The following is a 20,348-nucleotide window of genomic DNA, read 5'->3' as shown; positions in this document are numbered from 1 at the left end:
CGCCGGACCCGCCGCGGTTTCAGCCGCGCCGGACCCGCAGGGCGAGGAACGCCAGCCCCAGGCCCAGGCCGATCAGGATCAGCCCGCTGCCCAGGGGCACGATCCGGAGTACGGGTTCCGGGTCGGGCCCGGGGCGGACGACGCTCTGCCGTACGGGGATCGCGGCGTCCGGCGACGGCTCGGAGACGGCGCTCGCCGCAAGGTTGTCGGGGACGGCGGGGTCGCGATCCGGGTACGCCGGCTCCGCGACCCCGGCCTCCGGCTGCCCTGTCGGCTCCTCGCGCCCGGGTCGCTCACGGCCCTCTCCCGGACGGCTCCCCGCGCGGGAGGCATCGGCACTGGGCTCGTGAGCGTAGGCGGCGGCGTACGACGCGGAGCCGGAGGCGGCGTACGAAAGGTGCGCGCCCCCGGTCGCCAGGGCCAGCAGCAGCCCCACCACGCACAGCGCGCGCGGCGCACGCGGCGCATGAACCACACGCACCGCCCGGAGCCATGGAGTCACGCCGGTGACCCCCTCCCGGTGAGGAGTCCCAAGATCAATGGGTCAAGCCTCACACGCTCCCCTTGCCCCGGCATCTCGGCGGCGCACGGGTGGTAGACAATGGACGGCATGGAGATGCCGAGGAACGAAAGGTCGCCGGAGAACCCTCAGATCCTGGTCGTAGGACAGGACGGAATGGCTCTCGGTGGCACCGGAGACGAGGACTCCCGTGAGGTCCCGGTGACGGAGATGGTGGAACAGCCCGCCAAGGTGATGCGCATCGGCAGCATGATCAAGCAGCTGCTCGAGGAGGTGCGTGCGGCACCTCTGGACGAGGCGAGCCGGGTCCGGCTCAAGGAGATCCACGCGAGCTCCGTGAAGGAGCTGGAGGACGGACTCGCCCCCGACCTCGTCGACGAACTCGAGCGCCTCTCCCTTCCGTTCACCGACGAGGGGATCCCCTCGGACGCCGAACTGCGCATCGCACAGGCACAGTTGGTGGGCTGGCTCGAGGGCCTCTTCCACGGGATCCAGACGACCCTGTTCGCCCAGCAGATGGCGGCCAGGGCCCAGCTGGAGTCGATGCGCCGAGCCCTCCCGCCGGGCGTCGGCGGCGCCGAGGACGACGAGGACCCCCGCACGGGCGGCCGTTCGGGCGGACCGTACCTGTAGCCCCCCGGCGGTAACTGCAGCCCCCGCGGTACCCGGACAACGAAACGGGCCCGGCACGTAAGTGCCGGGCCCCTCGCATGTCAGAAACGGATCACCAGGACGATCCGGAAGCAGGTCAGGACGGGTCGCCCGTCGACACACTGAGCTCGATCTCGGGCATGTTCTGCGGGTCGACGTCCGTGCCGTCGGAGGGGAACTGGTCCATGACCGTGCCCTCGCCGTAGGTGTTCTCATTGACGTACTTGATCGTCATCTGCCAACCCGCGGCCTGGAAGCAGGACTTCACCGACTGGATGTACTTGTACGAGAAGTCCGGGACCCGGATCTTGGTCTCGTCGTTGTACGACTCCTCCGGCTCCGTGCACTTCTCCGTGTCGATCGTCTTCGTCGTGTCCGGACCCTTGTGCCCCGCCACCACGGACGCCGACTGACTGGGATCGGTACCGCCTCCGGTGTCGTCACCGTTCCTGTTCAGGGCGAGTGCGGTGAGCAGGCCGCCGATCGCGACGAGCGCGACCACGATCGAGCCGACGACGACTCCCTTGTTGCTCTTGCGGCCGCCCCCGGAGCCTCCCGGGTGAGGAGTCGGGTGCTGGGGCGCCAGGTTGTACGGCGGCGGGGTCGAGATGCCCTGCTGCGGGGAGTACGCCGAGGTCTGCGGCGGCGTCAGGTAGCCGCCCTGCTGCGGATAGCCGTACGACGGAGCCGGCTGCGGGGTGGGCGGCGGTGTGGGCGCCGGGGTCGGCGGACCGTAGGCACCCGGCTGGTACGGCGTCTGGACCGGACCCGGTGCCGGAGCCGCCTGGTCGACGGGCGGGAAGACCGCGGACGCTACGCCCGCGCCGCTCGACGTCTGGGCGCCGGGCACGATGCTCGGCGCGGCGGAGTGCAGCGACTGGGACACGCGCATGCACTCGTCGCGCATCGCCTCGGCGCTGGGAAACCGCTCGTTCGGGTTCTTCTTCAGCGCGCGGGCGACCAGTGCGTCCACGGCCGGGGGCAGCGAGCGGTTCACCGAGGAGGGCGCGACCGGCTGCTCCTGCACATGCGCGTACGCGATGGCCAGCGGCGAGTCCGCCTCGAACGGAAGCCGTCCGGTGGTGAGTTGGAACAGCATGATGCCGACGGAGTACAGGTCGGATCTGGCGTCCACGCCTCTGCCGAGGGCCTGCTCCGGGGAGAGGTACTGCGGGGTGCCGACGACCATGCCGGTCTGGGTCATCGAGGTGACACCGGACTGCATGGCGCGGGCGATGCCGAAGTCCATCACCTTGACGACGTTGCGCTTCGTCATCATCACGTTGCCCGGCTTGATGTCCCGGTGGACCAGGCCCATCTCGTGGCTGATCTCCAGGGCGGCCAGCACATCCGCGGTGATCTTGAGCGCCTTGTCGGCGGGCATGGCGCCGTACTGCGCGATGTCCTGGTCGAGCACGGAGCCGAGCGGGCGGCCCTCGACGTACTCCATGACGATGTACGGCGTCGTCATGCCGTCCAGGACGTCCTCGCCGGTGTCGAAGACCGAGACGATGTTCGTGTGCGTGAGCTTCGCCACCGCTTGGGCCTCGCGGCGGAACCGCTCGCGGAAGGCCTGCTCGCGGCCGAGTTCGGTGTGCAGGGTCTTGATCGCGACCTGGCGGTCGAGCACCGAGTCGTACGCGAGGTGGACCGAGGCCATGCCGCCCTCGCCGAGCAGATCACGCAGCTGGTAGCGGCCGCCGGCGACCGCACGCCCCGCGTACCGGCCCTGTGCGCCGTCCTGGCTCATCTTCTGCGTCCCCCATCGGCGCGGCGGAAGCGGCTGGTCGCCCCCGCGGTCCGTGACTCGATGACTCGATTGTCGTGATCGAATGTGTGATCTGCCCGGTGATCGGCCGGTGTTCGGTGATCGATTGGCTCATTCTCGGCCAAGTCTGCCCGAGGGCACTGACACGTCAAGCTCGGTGCCCGTTCCGTGACCGTCTGCGAAAGAAGCGTCGCGGAAGCGTTACAGGTGCCGTACGGGCGGTACACAGGATTTGCACGCGGGCACCCGGGACGGGTTGGATGGCCGGTCCATCCCACTTCCGTCTCGGACCGGCGCCTTGCGCGGAGCCTGTAGCGTGGCCCGACGGAGACCGTAACAACCACCGCGCAGACCGCGGGCAGAAACGACGGCGAGGACTGATGGCACAGCAGCAGCGCGCTCAGGGCCCGTCCGACCCCGAGGCGACTGGCGGCGGTATGTCAGATGCGCCGGAGCTGTGGGGTAACGGCGGGCTGGTCGGCGACGGCCGGTATCGGCTGACCCACAGACTGGGCCGGGGCGGCATGGCCGAGGTTTTCGCGGCCGAGGACGTACGCCTGGGGCGCACGGTCGCGGTCAAGCTGCTCCGCTCCGACCTGGCCGAGGACCCGGTCTCCAAGGCCCGCTTCACACGCGAGGCCCAGTCGGTCGCCGGCCTCAACCACCACGCTGTCGTCGCCGTGTACGACTCCGGCGAGGACGTGGTCGGCTCCCGCGTCGTCCCGTACATCGTGATGGAGATCGTCGAGGGCCACACGATCCGCGATCTGCTGATCAACGCCGAGGCTCCCGGGCCCGAGCAGGCGCTGATCATCGTCTCCGGTGTCCTGGAGGCGCTCGCCTACTCGCACCAGCACGGCATCGTGCACCGCGACATCAAGCCGGCGAACGTGATCATCACGGACACCGGCGCCGTGAAGGTCATGGACTTCGGCATCGCGCGCGCCCTGCACGGTGCGCAGTCGACGATGACCCAGACCGGCATGGTCATGGGCACGCCGCAGTACCTCTCCCCGGAGCAGGCGCTCGGCAAGGCCGTCGACCACCGCTCCGACCTGTACGCGACGGGCTGCCTCCTCTACGAACTCCTCGCGCTGCGGCCCCCGTTCACCGGCGAGACGCCGCTGTCGGTGGTCTACCAGCACGTCCAGGACATTCCGGTGCCCCCGTCCGAGGTCTCGGACGCGGCGCCGCCGGAGCTCGACGGGCTCGTCATGCGCTCGCTCGCGAAGGAGCCGGACGACCGGTTCCAGACCGCCGAGGAGATGCGCGGGCTCGTCCAGTACGGGCTGCAGATGCTGTACGACCAGGGCAGCCACACCGGCACCTGGAACACCGGCCCGGTCGACATGCACGGCGGGCCGCGCACCCCGGCGGCGGGCTTCGCCGGTACGGCCGCGCTGCCGCATCCCAGCGACTCCGGCACCTCGCAGATTCCGCAGCCGATCCTGCCGAGCGGGTACGGCGGTGGGGACGACGGCGGCTTCGAGGGGCACGGCAACAAGGGCGGCGGCCGCGGCAAGCTGTGGATCCTCGCGGTCCTCGCGGTGATCGCCATCGCGGCGGGTGTCGCGCTCGCGCTCAACAAGACCAATGACGATGGCGGCGGGACGGGCACGACGCAGTCGCCCACGGCGACGTCCTCGTCCACCGAGGACAGCGATTCCAGCGCGACCCCGAGCGACGAGGCCACGGACAACCCCACCGACGAGTCGACGGACGACGGCACCAGCTCGGGCTCCGGCTCGGACTACACACCGTCGTACACGCCGTCCCCGAGCTACAGCAGTGACCCGACCGACGAGCCCACGGACGAGCCGACCACCACGGAGCCGACCACCGCGGAGCCGTCGGACGACCCGACGACCACGGAGCCGACGGACCCGGCGACAGGGGAGCCCTCGGACCCGGGCGTCACCGGTGACACCTCTGCCGGGGGCAGCGGCTGACCCGCCGGACAAACACCCTCCACGCGCGCGTGCGGCCCGAAACGGGCTCCACGCGCGCGTGCCGTTTGCGGCGGCCCACCCAGTGGCATCCGCAGGTCACCCCGCGAACGCCTCGCACACCGGCTCGTACTCCCGGGTCCACCACACCGCCAGCGCCGACGCCGCCGGGAACTGCGGATCGGCGCGGGTGTCCCCCCGCTCGTAGTGCCAGCGCAGTATCCAGAAGTCGTTGAGGCGCTCCCACCACACGCGGTGCACGGCGGCGGCGAGTTCGGAGGGGGTCGCGCCCGCGGTACGCCGGTACGCGCGCGCGTAGGCCCGCACTTTGGCCAGGTCGAGCGCGCCGACGGGCTGTACGAAGAAGATCACCGCGGCGCGTACCGCCTCCTCGGCGCGAGGCTGGACGCCCAGCCGGTCCCAGTCGACGATCGCGGCCGGTTCGCCGTCGCGGTAGAGCAGGTTGAACGGGTGGAAGTCGCCGTGCACCCAGCCCACCGAACCGCCCCGCGGAGGCCGTCGGTCCGCATGCCGCTCCAGGAGGGCGCGCCGTTCCAGGAGCCGGTGCCTGGCCAGTTCGTCGAAGGCGTCGGGCGGCCGGTGGCGGCGTACCTGGGCGAGCAGGTGGTCGATGAGCGCGAAGGTGTCGGCCGGGTCGGCGCCGTCGGCCGGCTCCGCGGGCCCGCGTCCCTCCGTGGGCATCACCTGCTCCAGGCTCGCGTGGACGACGCCCAGGAGCGCCCCCAGCCGCGCACACTGCTCCGTGGTGAGCTGGCCGCCGTGCCGGTGCCGTCCGTCGACCCACGGGTGCAGCGCGTACGCGTGGCCCCCGACGACGGCGACCGTACGCCCGTCGGTGCCGGTCAGCGGCGGGGCGACCGGGACGCCGAGGTCCGCGAGGCGCTGGGTCGCCCGGTGCTGGCGGGCGATCGCGACGGGGTCGGCGGTCTCGGGGTCGAAATGGTGCTTGAGGAAGTACCTGCCGCGGGTGGTGCGCAGCCGGTAGCCGCGGTTGAGCAGCCCCTCTTCGACGGGTTCGCAGGTCAGCGCGGACCCGGCGGAGTACTGGCGGAGGAGGGCGCCCAGAGGGGGCGCGAAAGACACAGGGGGTGGTACAGAAGAGCGCGGCACGCGGCAGATGCTAGGGCACTCAACTGGCCCCTGACCTTGCGTTTGTCACAGACAGTCGCCCTGTATGCAACATCGGTCACAGAACGTGCTGGAACCGCCGTTCCAGGCCACCGTCCGTCGAATGCACGGTGGAGAACTGCGGCTCGATGCCCAGATAGACCGGCTCGTAGGGCTCGCCGTCCACCAGGCGCGGCGCGGGACCGAAACGTTCCAGCTGCGCCGCGGTCGGCTCGATGGTCTCGCACCGGCCGACGACCTGCACGGACCACAGGCTCTCCCCCGGCCGTGCGGAGCTCAGGTTGTCGGTGCCGTACGCGACGACGCTGCCGGCGCAGGCCTGGTGGTAGCCGCAGTTCCGGGGCATCCGCAGCAGGACGCGGCCGTCGGCCACGATGTGCCGGGCGAACGCGAGGAAGGGCAGCGCGCGCATGCTGGTGGCCACCCGGCCGTAGTCGGTGCGGCCGATCAGTTCCACGGCGAGCTGAATGTCGTCCGGCTGTTCGTCGGGCATACGACCAATTTCCGGTACCCAGGAGAGCGGGAAAAGGGCCACCCGTCTCCTGTAGGGGGGCCATAAGTCCCGAAGGGCTTCCCCATCACCGGCGACGCTGCGACTAGTGCCGCTGCTCCTGCTCCACCTGCAGACGCGCGACGTACGCGGCCGCCTGGGACCGCCGCTCCATCCCCAGTTTGGCCAGCAGGCTCGACACATAGTTCTTGATCGTCTTCTCGGCGAGATGCAGCCGTTCGCCGATCACGCGATTGGTGAGCCCTTCGCCGATCAGGTCGAGGATCTTGCGCTCCTGCTCGGTGAGGTGCGCGAGCCTGTCGTCGCTCTTGGGGCCGCCCCCCTCGCGCAGCCGCTCCAGGACGCGCGCGGTGGCCACCGGGTCGAGCAGGGACTTCCCGGCGGCGACATCACGTACGGCCGAGAGCAGTTCGCTGCCACGGATGGCCTTGAGCACATAGCCCGAGGCGCCCGCCATGATCGCGTCGAAAAGGGCCTCGTCGTCGGCGTACGAGGTCAGCATCAGGCACTTGATGTCCTCGTCCTGGGACCGGATCTCGCGGCAGACCTCGACGCCGCTGCCGTCCGGGAGCCGTACGTCCAAGATGGCGACGTCGGGGTGGGTGGCCGGAATCCGTACCAGGGCGTCGGCCGCCGTGCCGGCCTCGCCGACCACCTCGATGTCGTCCTCCACCGAGAGCAGCTCATGGACGCCGCGCCGGACCACCTCGTGATCATCGAGGAGAAATACGGTGATTTTCCCGTTTTCACGCACGGTGTCAGTGTCACACACGATCATTGGCCCTGCCCCGGGGTGAACTCTTCCCGTGCCAGGGGTGACCGGGATAACGTGCCGGTGTTCCGGCCCCCTGCAAGGCTGTTACCAGCGCTGTGACCAGCGGCTGTTCCCGACCGAGGCGATGTACTTGGAGATCCGACTAAAAAGTAGTTGGAAATCCGAGCAAAATCGCAGGTCAGGCGGGGTTTCACAGAATTGTGAAGCACTGGGTAACGTGGCTGTTGCAGGGCGCTCGCCGGGGCACCTGTCACGCCTGTTCCCGGCCGAGTGCACCCACCCCGTGCACGGGTACTGGAGCAGGCGAGCCGCACTGGCCGACCGGCAACCCCGGGGGCCGGACCGACGGAGGAGCACACGTGACCGTGGAGAGCACTGCCGCGCAGAAGCCGCGACGCAGCGCCGGTACGAAGAGCGCCGCAAGCACCGGCACGACCGGGACGAAGCGCGCCGCGAGCGGTGCCAAGCGCACCGGCGCAAACAAGTCACCGGGCGCAGACCCTGAACTCATTCAGCTGCTGACCCCCGAGGGCAAGCGGGTCAAGGACGCCACGTACGACCCGTACGTCGCCGACATCACCCCCGAAGAGCTGCGCGGCCTGTACCGGGACATGGTGCTGACCCGCCGTTTCGACGCCGAGGCCACCTCCCTGCAGCGCCAGGGCGAGCTGGGCCTGTGGGCCTCGCTGCTCGGCCAGGAGGCCGCCCAGATCGGCTCCGGGCGCGCCACCCGCGAGGACGACTACGTCTTCCCGACCTACCGCGAGCACGGCGTCGCCTGGTGCCGCGGGGTCGACCCGACCAACCTGCTCGGCATGTTCCGCGGCGTGAACAACGGCGGCTGGGACCCGAACACCAACAACTTCCACCTGTACACGATCGTCATCGGCTCGCAGACCCTGCACGCCACCGGGTACGCCATGGGCATCACCAAGGACGGCGCCGACTCGGCCGTGATCGCCTACTTCGGAGACGGCGCCTCCAGCCAGGGCGACGTCGCCGAATCGTTCACCTTCTCCGCGGTCTACAACGCCCCCGTCGTGTTCTTCTGCCAGAACAACCAGTGGGCCATCTCCGAGCCGACCGAGAAGCAGACCCGCGTCCCGCTCTACCAGCGCGCGCAGGGCTACGGCTTCCCGGGCGTCCGCGTCGACGGCAACGACGTCCTCGCCTGCCTGGCCGTCACCAAGTGGGCCCTGGAGCGGGCCCGCCGCGGCGAGGGCCCCACCCTCGTGGAGGCGTTCACCTACCGGATGGGCGCGCACACCACCTCCGACGACCCGACCAAGTACCGGGCCGACGAGGAGACCGAGTCCTGGGAGGCGAAGGACCCGATCCTGCGCATGCGCACGTATCTCGAGGCCTCAAACCACGCGGACGAGGGATTTTTCGCGGAACTCGAAGCCGAGAGCGAGGCGTTGGGCAAACGAGTACGCGAAGTCGTACGGGCCATGCCGGACCCGGACCACTTCGCCATCTTCGAGAACGTGTACGCGGACGGGCACGCGCTCGTCGACGAGGAGCGGGCCCAGTTCGCCGCCTACCAGGCGTCGTTCGCGGACGAAGGGGAGGACAAGTAGCGATGACCGCGGAAAAGATGGCGCTGGCCAAGGCGATCAACGAGTCGCTGCGCAAAGCCCTGGAAACCGACCCCAAGGTCCTGATCATGGGCGAGGACGTCGGCAAGCTCGGCGGAGTCTTCCGGGTCACCGACGGACTCCAGAAGGACTTCGGCGAGGACCGGGTCATCGACACCCCGCTCGCCGAGTCGGGCATCGTCGGCACGGCGATCGGTCTCGCACTGCGCGGCTACCGCCCTGTGGTGGAGATCCAGTTCGACGGTTTCGTCTTCCCCGCCTACGACCAGATCGTCACGCAGCTGGCGAAGATGCACGCGCGGGCGCTCGGCAAGATCAAGCTCCCCGTCGTCATCCGCATTCCGTACGGCGGTGGCATCGGCGCGGTCGAGCACCACTCGGAGTCGCCGGAGGCGCTGTTCGCGCACGTGTCGGGCCTGAAGGTGGTCTCCCCGTCGACCGCGTCCGACGCCTACTGGATGATGCAGCAGGCCATCCAGAGCAACGACCCGGTGATCTTCTTCGAGCCGAAGCGGCGCTACTGGGACAAGTCCGAGGTCAACACGGAGGCGATCCCCGGACCCCTGCACAAGGCGCGCGTGGTGCGCGAGGGCACCGACCTGACCCTCGTCGCGTACGGCCCGATGGTGAAGGTGTGCCTGGAGGCCGCGGCGGCCGCCCAGGAGGAGGGCAAGTCGATCGAGGTCCTGGACCTGCGCTCGATGTCCCCGCTCGACTTCGACTCCGTCCAGACCTCGGTGGAGAAGACCCGCCACCTGGTCGTGGTGCACGAGGCACCGGTGTTCCTCGGCACGGGCGCGGAGATCGCCGCCCGCATCACGGAGCGGTGCTTCTACCACCTGGAGGCACCCGTCCTGCGGGTCGGCGGCTACCACGCCCCCTACCCGCCGGCACGCCTGGAGGACGAGTACCTTCCGGGCCTGGACCGGGTGCTCGACGCCGTCGACCGCTCGCTTGCGTACTGAGGAGAGGGTCGTGACGACGATGACCGAGAACGCGTCGGGACTCCGCGAGTTCAAGATGCCCGATGTGGGCGAAGGGCTCACCGAGGCGGAGATCCTCAAGTGGTACGTCCAGCCGGGCGACCAGGTCACCGACGGCCAGGTGGTCTGCGAGGTCGAGACCGCCAAGGCCGCCGTGGAACTGCCCATCCCGTACGACGGTGTGGTGCGCGAACTCCGCTTCCCCGAGGGGACGACGGTGGACGTGGGCCAGGTGATCATCGCCGTGGAGGTGGCCGGAGCGGCCGGTTCGCCCGTGGTCGAGGTCACCGCGGCCCCTGTCGAAGCGCCCGCCGCCGAGAAGCCGAAGTCCGAAGGCCGCACCCCGGTCCTCGTCGGCTACGGCGTCGCCGAGTCCTCCACCAAGCGCCGTGCCCGCAAGGGGACCGAGGTCCCCGCCCAGGCGCCCGAGCCGGTCTACGCGGCTTCGGCGATCCAGGCAATCCAGGGCGAGCTGAACGGCCACGGGCACTCCGCCTCCGGCACGGCCCGTCCGCTGGCCAAGCCCCCGGTCCGCAAGCTCGCCAAGGACCTCGGCGTCGACCTGGCGACGATCGTCCCGTCCGGCCCGGACGGCATCATCACGCGCGAGGACGTGCACGCGGCGGTGGCACCCGTACCAGCCGCCCCGGAGCCGGTCGTCCAGCGGACGCCGGCCGCCCCCGTCCAGGCCGCCGCCCCGGTCGCCTCGTACGACACGGCACGCGAGACCCGTATCCCGGTCAAGGGTGTCCGCAAGGCCACGGCGGCCGCGATGGTCGGTTCGGCGTTCACCGCTCCGCATGTGACCGAGTTCGTGACGGTCGACGTGACGCGCACGATGAAGCTCGTCGAGGAGCTCAAGCAGGACAAGGAGATGCAGGGCCTGCGGGTGAACCCGCTGCTCCTCATCGCCAAGGCCCTGCTGGTCGCCATCAAGCGCAACCCGGACGTCAACGCGTCCTGGGACGAGGCCGCCCAGGAGATCGTCCTCAAGCACTATGTGAACCTGGGCATCGCCGCGGCGACCCCGCGCGGCCTGCTCGTCCCGAACATCAAGGACGCGCACAGCAAGACCCTGCCGCAACTGGCTCAGTCTCTCGGCGAGTTGGTCTCCACTGCCCGTGAGGGCAAGACCTCCCCGGCCGCGATGCAGGGCGGCACGGTCACCATCACCAACGTCGGCGTCTTCGGCGTCGACACCGGCACGCCGATCCTCAACCCCGGCGAGTCCGCGATCCTCGCCGTCGGCGCGATCAAGCTCCAGCCCTGGGTCCACAAGGGCAAGGTCAAGCCCCGCCAGGTCACCACCCTCGCGCTGAGCTTCGACCACCGCCTGGTGGACGGGGAGCTGGGCTCCAAAGTGCTCGCCGATGTGGCGGCCGTCCTGGAGCAGCCGAAGCGGCTGATCACCTGGGCGTAGGGAACGAACGAGAAGGGGGCCCGCCGCACAAGTGCGGCGGGCCCCCTTCTCGTGTGCGACGGGACTGCGGGCCCGTACGCTCGCGAGCTACTTCTACGCCTGGGACCTACTTGGCGAAGGCGTAGTTCATCAGCTTCTTGGCGTCCGACTCACGGGCGGTGATGGACGTGGAGGCGAGAACCGTGCCGATGACGGTCTTGCCGTTGCGGGTGGCGGCGAAGACGAGGCAGTACTTGGCCTGGGCGCCGGAGCCGGTCTTCACGCCGATCGTGCCGCTGTAGGTGCCGAGCAGACCGTTTGTGTTGGTCCACGCGGCCATGGTGCGGGTGGAGCCGGTCTTCGTGACGGTCTTCGCCGTGTACGACTTCGTCTTCACGATCGTCTTGAACGTGGAGCTCAGCATCGTGCTGCTGGCGAGCTTCGTCAGGTCCTTCGGCGTCGAGTAGTTGGAGCCGTTGCTGATGCCGTCGAACGAGTCGAAGTGCGTGTTCGTCAGGCCGAGCTGGCTGGCCTTGCTGTTCATCTTGGCGATGAACGACTTCACGCGGGCGGAGCGCGTCGTGCCCGTGCCGAACTTGTCGGCGAGCGCGTACGCGGCGTCGCAGCCGGACGGCAGCATCAGCCCGTACAGGAGCTGGCGGACGGTGACCTTGTCGCCGACGATCAGGCGGGCCGAGGAGGCGTTGTTGGCGACGATGTAGTCGCTGTACGCCTTCTGGATGGTGACCTTGGCGTCCAGGTTGAGGTTCGCCTGCGTGAGCACGACCTTGGCGGTCATGATCTTGGTGGTGGAGCCGGTGGGGAGCTTGGTGTTCCCGGCCTTCGAGTAGAGGGCCGTGCCCGTGCCGTTGTTCATCACGTAGCCGCCCTTGGCGGCGATCGTGGGCGTGGTGAGGGCTTGTGCGGGAGCCGCGCCGAGGGCTCCGGTCGCGATCATGGCGCCGGTCGTGACGACTACGGCGGCAGCTCTGCGGACGCGCGTGCCCTTAATGCCGGTTATCAAGTTTCCTACCCCGATTACGTTAAATGCCCAAGGAGCGCGGCCACATGGGAGAGCCGCCTCTCGTGTGACACGTAAGTAGCACGAAAGGTTGTGCGCTTAATTGGAGAGACGTTCGATCGCGAATCCGGGCGTCCGCATTCTGGAATGACGCGACCATGCGTACGTGTTGTATCTATGCTGTGCCCATGTCCTCCGCCCCGTCCCCCGCGGCAACCCGGCCCGCGTCCGCGAAACAACCCCCCGCCGCCGAGCGCGTCTACGCGCACGTCAAGCAGGGTGTCCTGGAACGCCGTTACGAAGGCGGGACGCTGCTCACCGAGGGCGAGCTCGCCGAGGCCGTGGGGGTCTCCCGCACGCCGGTCCGCGAGGCGCTGCTCCGGCTCGAGGTCGAAGGGCTGATCAAGCTCTACCCGAAGAAGGGCGCGCTGGTCCTGCCGGTCTCCGCCCAGGAGATCGCGGACGTCGTCGAGACGCGGCAGCTCGTCGAGGGACACGCGGCGCGCAAGGCCGTACCGGCCTCGCCGCGGCTCCTCGCCCGCCTCGAGGAACTCCTCGCCAGGCAGAAGGAGCAGGCCGCCGCCGGGGATCTGGCCGGCGCCGCCGTCACCGACCGCTGTTTCCACGCCGAGATCGTCCGCAGTGGCGGCAACGAGATCCTCTCCCGGCTCTACGACCAGCTCCGCGACCGGCAGTTGAGGATGGGGGTGGCCGTGATGCACGCCCACCCCGACCGGATCACCAAGACGCTCTCCGAGCACGAGCAGATCCTGGAGGCGCTGCGCGCCGGTGACGCGGAGGCGGTCGTCGGCCTCATCCACGGGCACGTCAGCTGGTTCTCCAACCTGGCGCGGGGCGAGGTCCGATGAGTTCGTCAGCCACGCTGCCCGGGGATCCGCCCGGCGGGCGGCGCGCCCTCGCCGTCTGGGGCGTCGGCGTCTCCGTCTACTTCGTCGCCGTCATCTTCCGTACGTCCCTGGGCGTGGCCGGCCTGGACGCGGCGGACCGCTTCCACGTCAACGCCTCCGCCCTCTCCACCTTCTCGATCCTCCAGCTCCTGGTCTACGCGGGCATGCAGATACCGGTGGGCCTGCTGGTCGACAGTCTCGGCACCAAGAAGGTGCTGACCATCGGCGCGGTGCTGTTCACGGCAGGGCAGTTGGGCTTCGCGTTCTCCCCCTCGTACGGGATGGCGCTCGCCTCGCGCGCGCTGCTTGGCTGCGGCGACGCGATGACCTTCATCAGCATCCTGCGGCTCGGTACCCGGTGGTTCCCCGCCCGGCGCGGGCCGCTCGTCGCGCAGCTCGCGGGGCTTGTCGGGATGGCGGGCAACCTCGTCTCGACGCTGGTGATCGCCCGGCTGCTGCACGGAGTGGGCTGGACGGCGGCGTTCGCGGGCAGTGCGGGCGCCGGTGTCGTCGTCCTCGTCCTCATGCTGCTGTTCCTGAAGGACCACCCCGAGGGGCACGAGCCTGAGCCGTTCCCGCACCAGGGGGCCGCCTACGTACGGCGCCAGATCGCGGCGTCCTGGCGGGAGCCCGGGACCCGGCTCGGGATGTGGGTGCACTTCACCACGCAGTTCCCGGCGATGGTGTTCCTGCTGCTGTGGGGCTTGCCGTTCCTGGTCGAGGCGGAGGGGCTTTCGCGGGCCACCGCCGGTGAACTGCTGACGCTCGTCGTGCTGTCCAACATGGTCGTCGGACTTGTGTACGGGCAGGTCGTGGCCCGGCATCATGCGGCGCGGCTGCCGCTGGCGCTCGGCACGGTGGCCGCGACGGCGGTCGTCTGGGCGGGGGTGCTGGTGTACCCCGGTGTGTACGCGCCGATGTGGGTGCTGGTGGTGCTGTGTGTGGTGCTGGGTGCCTGTGGGCCGGCTTCCATGCTGGGGTTCGACTTCGCCCGGCCCGCCAATCCGCCCGAGCGGCAGGGGACCGCGTCCGGGATCACCAACATGGGGGGCTTCGTCGCCTCCATGACCACGCTGTTGGCGATCGGGGTGCTGTTGGACGCGACCGGGGACAACTACCGGGTCGCCTTCTCCGCCGTGTTCGTTCTTCAGGCGGTTGGGCTGAGCCAGGTCTTCCGGTTGCGGAAGCAGGCGGCTCGGAGGGAGCGGGAGCGGTTGGTTGCTAGTCGGGTAGAGACGGTGCACGTTCCGGCGTAGGGGGGTGGGGGTTGGGGGGTTGGGGGATTTTTCGCCCCCTCCGCCCCTACCCGTCCCGTTTCTGGGGCTCCGCCCCAGGCCCCGCTCCTCAAACGCCGGAGGGGCTGAAAACTACTTGGTGACCGTGAAGTTCCTCAGGATTGCCGTCGTCAGTTCCGGGTCGCCCTCCGTCTTGATGCGGTCGGCTACCGCCTCGGGGGTCACGCGGCCGCAGGCCAGGCGGTAGAACGTCTCCCAGTCGAGGGTGAGGGTGGCGGCCGGGCCCAGGGAGGGTGCGCCGTCCACCTTGCCGTTGCCCTCGGCGTCGACGCGGACCGTCCGGAGGAACTCGACAGGACCGTGTATGTCGAAGACCACCGCCGAATTCGCAGGCGCCCCCGCTTCCTTGGCGACGACTCTCGGGAGTGCGGCGAGCAGCCCGTCGCGGACGATGTATGCGCCCGGGGAGTCGAGGTTGCCCGGCCGTCCGAGGGCGGCGCGGAGGTCCTGCTCGTGCACCCACACGTCGAACGCCCGGTTCCGCATGGCGTGTTCGAGGGTGACCTCGGTGCCGAGGGGGCCGCGCACCTTGGTGTCGGGCTGCCGGTTCTCGTTCCGCAGCTGGCGGTTGCGGCGGATGATCGTGTACTCCAGCTCGGAGGTCATCTCCGGGGCGGTGTGGTGACGGCGTACGTCGACCTGCATCTCCATGTACCGCTGGTGTTCGTTCGTCACGTGGTACAGGTCGCGCGGGAGCGTGTGGATCGGGCGCGGATCGCCGAGCATCTCGCAGTCGAGACCGATGACGTGCGAGACGAGGTCGCGCACCGACCAGCCCGGGCATGGCGTCCGCCTGTTCCACTCGCCTTCCACAAGCGGGGACACCAGCTCGGATATCGCTTCCACGGAATGGGTCCAGGCGTCGGCGTAGGACTGAAGGCTGGGATGCAGACTCACGGAACGGGACCCCTCGGGCGGTTGGACGCGGGCAGTGCAGAGGCAGCGGGTGTCTTGGGACGCTAAGTTACGCTGCTGTGAGGCACCCCGGCAGTGCTTTGGTGTGACGATCGTAGGCCCGTATCAACGGCTCGAATGCCAGGACGGTGGTAGTGTGCGCGCCTCTCTCCTCCAGATCGACGTAAACGAGACCGAATCCGTCGATTCGCGGCGTGTACGTGTGGCGTCTCTGGTACGGGAGCAGGCCGGTGCCGATCTCGTGGTGCTGCCCGAGCTGTGGACCACGGGGGCGTTCGCGTACGAGGGGTTCGGCGCGGAGGCCGAGCCGCTGGAGGGGCCCACGTACGAGGTGATGGCCAAGGCTGCGAGTGACGCGGGTGTCTGGCTGCACGCGGGCTCGATTCCCGAGCGGGACCCCGAGGGGGCTCTCTACAACACCTCCCTCGTCTTCTCGCCCTCCGGTGAGCTGGCCGGCGCCTATCGCAAGATCCATCGGTTCGGCTTCGACAAGGGTGAGGCCGTGTTGATGGGGGCGGGGGCCGAGCTGGTCACCGTCCGGCTGCCGGAGACCACTCTCGGGCTTGCCACCTGCTACGACCTTCGCTTTCCCGAGCTCTTCCGTGGGCTTGTCGATGCGGGTGCCGAGACTCTTGTCCTGGCGGCCGGGTGGCCCGAGCGGCGTCGTTCGCACTGGACGCTGCTTGCTCAGGCGCGTGCGGTTGAGAACCAGGCGTACGTTCTTGCCTGTGGAACTGCCGGTACGCATGCGGGGGTTCCCCAGGCCGGGCACTCCATCGTGGTCGACCCTTGGGGTGAGGTTCTCGCGGAGGCGGGCTCTGGTGAGGAGGTCCTCACTGTGGAGTTCGACCCGGGGAGGGTCGGGGTGACCCGGGAACAGTTCCCGGCGCTGAAGGATCGGGTGCTGGGGCTGGAGACTCCTCGGCGCTGATTGCCTTGGCACCCGGGGTGGGGGCTGGGGTCGGAGTGGGTGCGCTTGCCTGCGCTTGCAGGGTGCCCGCTGTGCCCACCCGTGCCGCCCCTAGCGGCACGCATGCCCACAGCTAAGCCTCGCCCCGTTCCTTCTCCGCCAAGTGGATCACGCATACCGCCACCGCGATCATCAGTGCCGGGTCCGCGTCCTCGCGTACGACGTCGACGCCGTACGTCTCGCGGATGTGGAGCCAGCGGCGGGAGATCTGGGCGAGGAGTTCGTTGTCGTAGTCGACGGCGAACTCGCGGTCGAGGATCTTGCCGCTGACGTCGAGTTCGGTGCCGTCCACCAGGGACACGCGGTAGTGGTTGCGCAGCAGCGACAGCCGCTTGCGCTTGATCGTGGCGAGCGGGTCGCCGTCGCGTTCGATGATCATCGTGTCGCGCAGGGCGAGCATCTTCTGATGGATGTCGATGAGGACACGCCCCCGCGTGTCCTTCAGCTCGAAGGTGTCCCGCAGCCGCATGGCCTTGCCGTCGACGAGGAAGACCTTGTTGCCGTGGTCGTCCTCGATCCAGTAGTCGTCACCGAAGCCGAGCAGCCGGTCGCGTACGAGGTATCTCATGCCATCACCGCTTCCCCGGCGGGCGGTCCGAAACGCCGCCGATAGGCCGACGGGCTGAGTCCGGTCGCGCGCCGCACCCGTTCCCGCAGGTTCGCGGCGCTCCCGAGACCGCTGCGTTCGGCGACGACGTCGAGCCGTTCCTCCCCGCGCTCGATGAGCCGGCAGGCCAGCGCGACCCGCTCCCCGGTGAGCCACGCCAGCGGGGTCGTGCCGAGCTGCGCTCGGAAGCGCCGGTGCAGTGTCGCCGGGCTGACCGCCGCGCGGGCCGCCAGGCCCGCCACCGTGAGCGGTTCGCCGATCCGCCCTTGCGCCCACGCCAGCAGCGGGGCGAGCGACTCGTCCGGTACGTCGGGCACCGGCCGCTCGACGAACTGCCGCTGCCCGCCGTCGCGGTGAGCGGCGAACACGAGCCGCCGGGACACCGCGTTGGCGATCTCGGCGCCGTGGTCGCGCCGGATGAGGTGCAGCCCGAGATCCAGTGCGGCCGCGCTGCCGGCCGCCGTCAGCACGTCGCCCTCGTCCACGAAGAGCACGTCGGGCTCCAGCAGGACCTTCGGATGGAGCTCGCGGAAGGAGTCCGCCCAGCGCCAGTGCGTGGTGGCCCGGCGCCCGTCGAGCAGCCCCGCCTCGGCGAGCGCGAAGGTGCCGGTGCAGAAGCTCACGACACGGGCGCCGCGTGCATGGGTGCGCCGGATGGCCTCGCGCACGGTGCTGTCACGCGGGACGACGTTGTCGGGGCGGCCCGGGACGATCAGGGTGTCCGCGGCGTCCACCGCCTCCAGCCCCGGCACTCCGGTCAGGGTGAAGAACCCGTGGTTCATCCGGACCCCGGGCGTGGGCGTGCACAGGGTCAGGTCGTACAGCGGCTGAGGCAGCCCGAGTTCGGGGCGCGGCAGCCCGAACAGCTCCGTCGAGACGCCTACCTCGAAGGGGTTCGTGCTCTCGTCGACGATCACGGCGACCCGGTGCGGCCGGGTCGCGGGTACGTGCTGCGAGGATCCTTGCGGCATGTGCGATTTCTAGCACTCACCGGGATGCCGGGCCACCGCCGAGGATGACGGCATGGCCAACGAACCGATCGCCCTCCCCACCGCCCTCGCCTCCTTCACCGACCTGTGGAGCCCCCGCATCGTCACCTCCGTCAACGACTACGACGTACGCGTCGCGAAGGTCGAAGGGGAGCACGTCTGGCACGTGCACGACCACACGGACGAGTTCTTCCTGGTGGTCGAGGGCGAACTGCACATCGCGCTCCGGGAAACGGCCGGCGAGCGGACCGTCGTACTCCCGAAAGGCTCCCTCTTCACCGTCCCCCGAGGCACCGAACACAGGCCGTACGCGCCACAGCCCACCTCGATCCTGATGTTCGAGCCCACCGGCACCCTCACCGTCGGCGACCGCCACGACGAGGTCCCGGACCACGTGGACGCGACGACGGGGCACGCACTCGCGTAGGGGCAAGCTCTCGCGTAGGGCCCGGTCCGCCTCACCGAAGGCGGGACGGACCGGCTGCCGCCCGTGCTTGCGGGGATGTACGCCCGACAGGGACGGACCTCGGGCTTACGAGCCCTGCCCGTCGCGGTAGCTGCCCCGGTGCGGGCGTTCCTCGTCGATCACCGGGGTGCCGGCCCCCATGACCACGCGCCTTCGCCTGGCGACGCTGCTGAACGTCGCCACACCGATCAGTCCGACGATCATGAAGATGATGCCGACCAGGTCGAGGTTGACACCTTGCATGTCCCAGTCGGTCGCGAACGTGAGGATCGCTCCTGCGGCGATCAGAATGATGCACCCGCCCAGGCCCATGGGTTTCGCCTCCTTGTGTTCGACTCGGCGTCGTTCTGGCCAACTCCGGGTACCCGACCCGGCCCTGGACATGCGGACGCACGCGGAGGCATCCGGTGGGCTATCCCTCCAGGAAGGCGACCATCGCGTTCGCCAGCAGGAACGGGTCGTCCGCGCCGCACAGTTCACGCGCGCTGTGCATGGACAGGATGGCGACCCCGATGTCGACGGTCTTGATGCCGTGGCGGGCCGCGGTGATCGGGCCGATGGTGGTGCCGCAGGGCATCGAGTTGTTGGAGACGAAGGACTGGAAGGGCACGCCGGCCTTCTCGCAGGCGGCGGCGAAGACCGCGCGGCCCGAACCGTCCGTGGCGTAGCGGTTGTTGACGTTCACCTTGAGGATGGGGCCGCCGCCCGCGCGCGGGTGGTGCGTCGGGTCGTGCCGCTCCGCGTAGTTGGGGTGGATGGCGTGGCCGGTGTCCGAGGACAGACAGACGGTGCCGGCGAAGGCGCGCGCCCGGTCCTCGTACGAGCCCCCGCGCGCGAACACCGAGCGTTCCAGGACGCTGCCGAGGAGCGGCCCGTCCGCGCCGGTGTCGCTCTGCGAGCCGTTCTCCTCGTGGTCGAAGGCGGCGAGGACGGGGATGTACGGGAGGTACGGCTGACCGGCGTCGGCCGTCGCGACCGCCGCGAGGGCCGCAGTACCGGCGTGCACGGACAGCAGGTTGTCCATGCGCGGTCCTGCCAGCAGCTCCCTGTCGCGGCCCAGGTAGGACGGCGGCTCGACGGAGTGGGTCATCAGGTCCCAGCCGGTCACCTCGCCGGCGGCCAGGCCCGACTCCTCCTCCAGGAAGGCGATCAGGTCGCCGTCGCCTACCTCCTCGCCCAGGCCCCAAATGGGCTGCAGATGACGCTGCTTGTCCAGCTTCAGGCCCTCCGTGGACACGGAACGGTCCAGGTGGACGGCGAGTTGGGGCACCCGCAGCAGCGCGCGGTCGATGTTCACCAGGCGCGTCGAGCCGTCCCGCAGCGAGAGGCGCCCCGCCAGGCCCAGGTCCCGGTCCAGCCAGGAGTTCAGCAGCGGCCCGCCGTAGATCTCCACGGCCACCTGCCGCCAGCCGTGCGCCCCGCTGTCCGGGCGCGGCTTCACCCGCAGGTTGGGGGAGTCGGTGTGCGCGCCCACGATCCGGAACGGGGTGTGCGGCTCGGCGCCCTCAGGGACGTACCAGGCGACGAGCGCACCCCCGCGCAGCACGTACTTCCCGCCGCTCGTCCCCTCCCACGCGTCGGTCTCGGCGACCTGACGGAATCCGGCCTTCTCCAGCCGCTCGGCGGCGTTCGCCACGGCGTGGTACGGCGTCGGACTCGCCGCCAGGAAGGGCATGAGGTCGTCGGTGTGGCCGCGGTCGAAGCGGGAGGGAGTGCTCATGGGGTTCACCTTAACGACGCCCGAGGGCCCGCTCCCGGGGATGGGAACGGGCCCTCGTAACGGGGTTGTGAAGGGCGGACACCTGACTGGAAGGACAGGTTCCAGTCAGGTGTCCGCCCTGTCCCGGAGTGCGCCGCGGCGCGGCTTTGGTGCGACG

The 20,348-nt window shown here is 69.8% G+C and carries 20 protein-coding genes; 9 read left to right on the top strand and 11 right to left on the bottom strand.

The features are described from left to right. Positions 1–19: 19 nt before the first annotated feature. Positions 20–502, bottom strand: a complete 483-nt coding sequence (locus OG266_RS21855) for a hypothetical protein (RefSeq protein WP_371547922.1) — start codon at positions 500–502, stop codon at positions 20–22. A gap of 108 nt (positions 503–610) precedes the next feature. Between OG266_RS21855 and OG266_RS21850 the strand changes: the two genes are divergently transcribed. After that, positions 611–1,153 carry a bacterial proteasome activator family protein gene (locus OG266_RS21850; protein ID WP_266458214.1) on the top strand — a complete coding sequence of 181 codons (543 nt, stop codon included), beginning with the start codon at positions 611–613 and terminating at the stop codon, positions 1,151–1,153. A gap of 115 nt (positions 1,154–1,268) precedes the next feature. Here the strand turns inward: OG266_RS21850 and OG266_RS21845 are convergent, their stop codons facing one another. Then, positions 1,269–2,921, bottom strand: a complete 1,653-nt coding sequence (locus OG266_RS21845; RefSeq protein WP_371547920.1) for a protein kinase — start codon at positions 2,919–2,921, stop codon at positions 1,269–1,271. Between the two features lie 398 nt (positions 2,922–3,319). On the opposite strand from OG266_RS21845, the gene OG266_RS21840 reads away from it, so the two are divergent. Next, the gene (locus OG266_RS21840) at positions 3,320–4,888 is read left to right on the top strand and encodes a protein kinase (protein ID WP_371547918.1); all 1,569 of its coding nucleotides are present in this window, start codon (positions 3,320–3,322) and stop codon (positions 4,886–4,888) included. 96 nt (positions 4,889–4,984) lie between these two features. On the opposite strand, the gene OG266_RS21835 is transcribed toward OG266_RS21840, so the two are convergent. The 3 genes from OG266_RS21835 to OG266_RS21825 all read right to left on the bottom strand — a co-directional run bounded on the left by OG266_RS21835 (position 4,985) and on the right by OG266_RS21825 (position 7,299). Beyond that, a complete protein-coding gene (locus tag OG266_RS21835) occupies positions 4,985–5,989 on the bottom strand; it encodes a phosphotransferase (RefSeq protein ID WP_371547916.1) in 1,005 nt (334 codons plus the stop codon). Positions 5,990–6,092: 103 nt separating this feature from the next. Next, positions 6,093–6,527, bottom strand: a complete 435-nt coding sequence (locus tag OG266_RS21830) for a pyridoxamine 5'-phosphate oxidase family protein (RefSeq protein WP_371547914.1) — start codon at positions 6,525–6,527, stop codon at positions 6,093–6,095. 103 nt (positions 6,528–6,630) lie between these two features. After that, positions 6,631–7,299 (bottom strand): response regulator, encoded by a 669-nt coding sequence (locus tag OG266_RS21825; protein WP_371547912.1) that lies wholly within the window; start codon positions 7,297–7,299, stop codon positions 6,631–6,633. A 380-nt stretch (positions 7,300–7,679) separates the two neighbouring features. On the opposite strand from OG266_RS21825, the gene pdhA reads away from it, so the two are divergent. Genes pdhA through OG266_RS21810 form a run of 3 tightly spaced genes read left to right on the top strand, consistent with a single transcriptional unit; the run spans position 7,680 to position 11,321 of the window. After that, positions 7,680–8,900 carry a pyruvate dehydrogenase (acetyl-transferring) E1 component subunit alpha gene (gene pdhA, locus OG266_RS21820; RefSeq protein WP_266458196.1) on the top strand — a complete coding sequence of 407 codons (1,221 nt, stop codon included), beginning with the start codon at positions 7,680–7,682 and terminating at the stop codon, positions 8,898–8,900. 2 nt (positions 8,901–8,902) lie between these two features. Next, positions 8,903–9,883 carry an alpha-ketoacid dehydrogenase subunit beta gene (locus tag OG266_RS21815; RefSeq protein ID WP_266458193.1) on the top strand — a complete coding sequence of 327 codons (981 nt, stop codon included), beginning with the start codon at positions 8,903–8,905 and terminating at the stop codon, positions 9,881–9,883. Positions 9,884–9,893: 10 nt separating this feature from the next. Beyond that, a complete protein-coding gene (locus OG266_RS21810) occupies positions 9,894–11,321 on the top strand; it encodes a dihydrolipoamide acetyltransferase family protein (protein ID WP_371547909.1) in 1,428 nt (475 codons plus the stop codon). 106 nt (positions 11,322–11,427) lie between these two features. On the opposite strand, the gene OG266_RS21805 is transcribed toward OG266_RS21810, so the two are convergent. Continuing rightward, positions 11,428–12,324, bottom strand: coding sequence for a D-alanyl-D-alanine carboxypeptidase family protein (locus tag OG266_RS21805; protein ID WP_266458187.1), 897 nt, complete (start codon positions 12,322–12,324; stop codon positions 11,428–11,430). Positions 12,325–12,509: 185 nt separating this feature from the next. Between OG266_RS21805 and OG266_RS21800 the strand changes: the two genes are divergently transcribed. After that, positions 12,510–13,190: a GntR family transcriptional regulator gene (locus OG266_RS21800; RefSeq protein WP_266458184.1), complete on the top strand. Its 681-nt coding sequence runs from the start codon at positions 12,510–12,512 to the stop codon at positions 13,188–13,190. Beyond that, positions 13,187–14,485 carry a nitrate/nitrite transporter gene (locus OG266_RS21795; RefSeq protein WP_371547907.1) on the top strand — a complete coding sequence of 433 codons (1,299 nt, stop codon included), beginning with the start codon at positions 13,187–13,189 and terminating at the stop codon, positions 14,483–14,485. The genes OG266_RS21800 and OG266_RS21795 overlap by 4 nt, the downstream gene beginning before the upstream one ends. Before the next feature lie 111 nt (positions 14,486–14,596). Here OG266_RS21795 and OG266_RS21790 read toward each other — a convergent pair whose 3' ends face one another. Continuing rightward, positions 14,597–15,421 carry a maleylpyruvate isomerase family mycothiol-dependent enzyme gene (locus OG266_RS21790; RefSeq protein ID WP_329546589.1) on the bottom strand — a complete coding sequence of 275 codons (825 nt, stop codon included), beginning with the start codon at positions 15,419–15,421 and terminating at the stop codon, positions 14,597–14,599. Positions 15,422–15,575: 154 nt separating this feature from the next. Here OG266_RS21790 and OG266_RS21785 point away from each other — a divergent pair, with 154 nt between their 5' ends. Then, entirely contained in the window at positions 15,576–16,370 is a 795-nt protein-coding gene (locus OG266_RS21785; RefSeq protein ID WP_371547904.1) for a carbon-nitrogen family hydrolase, read from the top strand. A 112-nt stretch (positions 16,371–16,482) separates the two neighbouring features. On the opposite strand, the gene OG266_RS21780 is transcribed toward OG266_RS21785, so the two are convergent. Further along, positions 16,483–16,977, bottom strand: a complete 495-nt coding sequence (locus tag OG266_RS21780; RefSeq protein ID WP_371547902.1) for an LURP-one-related/scramblase family protein — start codon at positions 16,975–16,977, stop codon at positions 16,483–16,485. Next, positions 16,974–17,987 carry a GlxA family transcriptional regulator gene (locus OG266_RS21775; protein ID WP_371547901.1) on the bottom strand — a complete coding sequence of 338 codons (1,014 nt, stop codon included), beginning with the start codon at positions 17,985–17,987 and terminating at the stop codon, positions 16,974–16,976. Before OG266_RS21775 ends, OG266_RS21780 begins: the two co-directional genes overlap by 4 nt. Before the next feature lie 52 nt (positions 17,988–18,039). Between OG266_RS21775 and OG266_RS21770 the strand changes: the two genes are divergently transcribed. Beyond that, positions 18,040–18,432: a cupin domain-containing protein gene (locus tag OG266_RS21770; protein WP_266458155.1), complete on the top strand. Its 393-nt coding sequence runs from the start codon at positions 18,040–18,042 to the stop codon at positions 18,430–18,432. A 105-nt stretch (positions 18,433–18,537) separates the two neighbouring features. Here the strand turns inward: OG266_RS21770 and OG266_RS21765 are convergent, their stop codons facing one another. Both OG266_RS21765 and OG266_RS21760 read right to left on the bottom strand, forming a co-directional pair. After that, the gene (locus tag OG266_RS21765; protein ID WP_266458153.1) at positions 18,538–18,783 is read right to left on the bottom strand and encodes a hypothetical protein; all 246 of its coding nucleotides are present in this window, start codon (positions 18,781–18,783) and stop codon (positions 18,538–18,540) included. Positions 18,784–18,883: 100 nt separating this feature from the next. Then, positions 18,884–20,191, bottom strand: a complete 1,308-nt coding sequence (locus OG266_RS21760) for a M18 family aminopeptidase (RefSeq protein WP_371547900.1) — start codon at positions 20,189–20,191, stop codon at positions 18,884–18,886. Positions 20,192–20,348: the final 157 nt, after the last annotated feature.

Source organism: Streptomyces sp. NBC_00554 (assembly GCF_041431135.1).
Classification (GTDB): Bacteria; Actinomycetota; Actinomycetes; order Streptomycetales; family Streptomycetaceae; genus Streptomyces.
The sequence above is the reverse complement of the archived record's forward strand: the minus strand, read 5'-3'. Positions and strand labels throughout refer to the sequence as shown.